This is a genomic window from Nesterenkonia sp. K-15-9-6 (assembly GCF_052656005.1).
The window spans coordinates 1-969 of record NZ_JBQYEY010000061.1 but is presented as its reverse complement, the minus strand read 5'-3'; the positions used below and the strand labels follow the sequence as shown (position 1 = coordinate 969).

Annotated in this window: 1 protein-coding gene; it reads left to right on the top strand. The window is 66.8% G+C overall.

The window, feature by feature from the left end; all coding sequences use genetic code 11:
• Positions 1 to 50 precede the first annotated feature (50 nt).
• Positions 51 to 969 (top strand): IS5 family transposase gene (locus SD455_RS16610; protein ID WP_445508745.1). Its coding sequence is split into 2 segments (ribosomal slippage): positions 51 to 401 and positions 403 to 969, totalling 918 coding nucleotides; the frame shifts between segments, so codons are not numbered across the junction.

Sequence of the window (969 nt, the reverse complement as noted above, 5' to 3'; positions counted from 1 at the left end):
CTAGGGCATGTCTGACAATTATGTAGCGCCCGTCCTGCGAGACTGAGTAGATGTCGAGGTTCCAGGTGCTCTCCGATGCCCAGTGGTCGATGATTGAGGACATGTTGCCCCGCCCCACGGGCCGCAAGGGTAGACCCTTCGCCGATGCGCGGACGATGGTCGAGGCGATCATCTACCGGTATCGGACCGGCATCGCCTGGCGCGATCTGCCTGAGGTCTTCGGTCCCTGGCAGACGGTCTGGACCTGGCACCGGCGCATGGCCGCCGAGGGCACCTGGGATCGGGTGCTGGAGCGGCTGACCGCGGCAGCTGACGAGGCCGGCCAGATCGACTGGACGGTCTCGGTGGACTCGACGATCGCTCGTGCTCATCAGCACGCGACCAACATCAGTCGCCACACAGGGGGCTGGATCGAACTACACGAATCCGCAGACCCAGCCGCAGGACCGGACGGTTCCAGAGCCGCCTGATCATGCCCTGGGCCGCTCGCGCGGCGGGCTCTCGACGAAGATCCACCAGCTCGTCGACGGCCGAGGGCTGCCGCTGGTGGTGCTGCTGAGTCCCGGTCAGGCCGGCGACTCGCCGATGCTGGTCCCGCTGCTGCAGCAGCTGAGGGTCGGCCGCCGCCTCGGGCGGCCACGGACCCGGCCGGATGGACTCTGCGGGGACAAGGCCTACTCCTCGCGGGCGATCCGCAAGCATCTGCGCGCCAGGGGCATCACCGCCCATATCCCCGAGCCCGAGGACCAGAAAGGTCATCGGCTGCGGCGCGGATCAGCTGGTGGCCGGCCGCCGAACTTCGATCCGGACGCCTATCGCGGTCGCAATGTCGTCGAACGCCGCTACTGTCATATCAAGCAGTGGCGTGGGATCGCGACTCGCTATGACAAGCACGCGCTGACCTATCGCGCTGCTGTCGTCCTCAACGCGGTGATCGCCTGGACCGCACATTTGTCAGACATGCCCTAG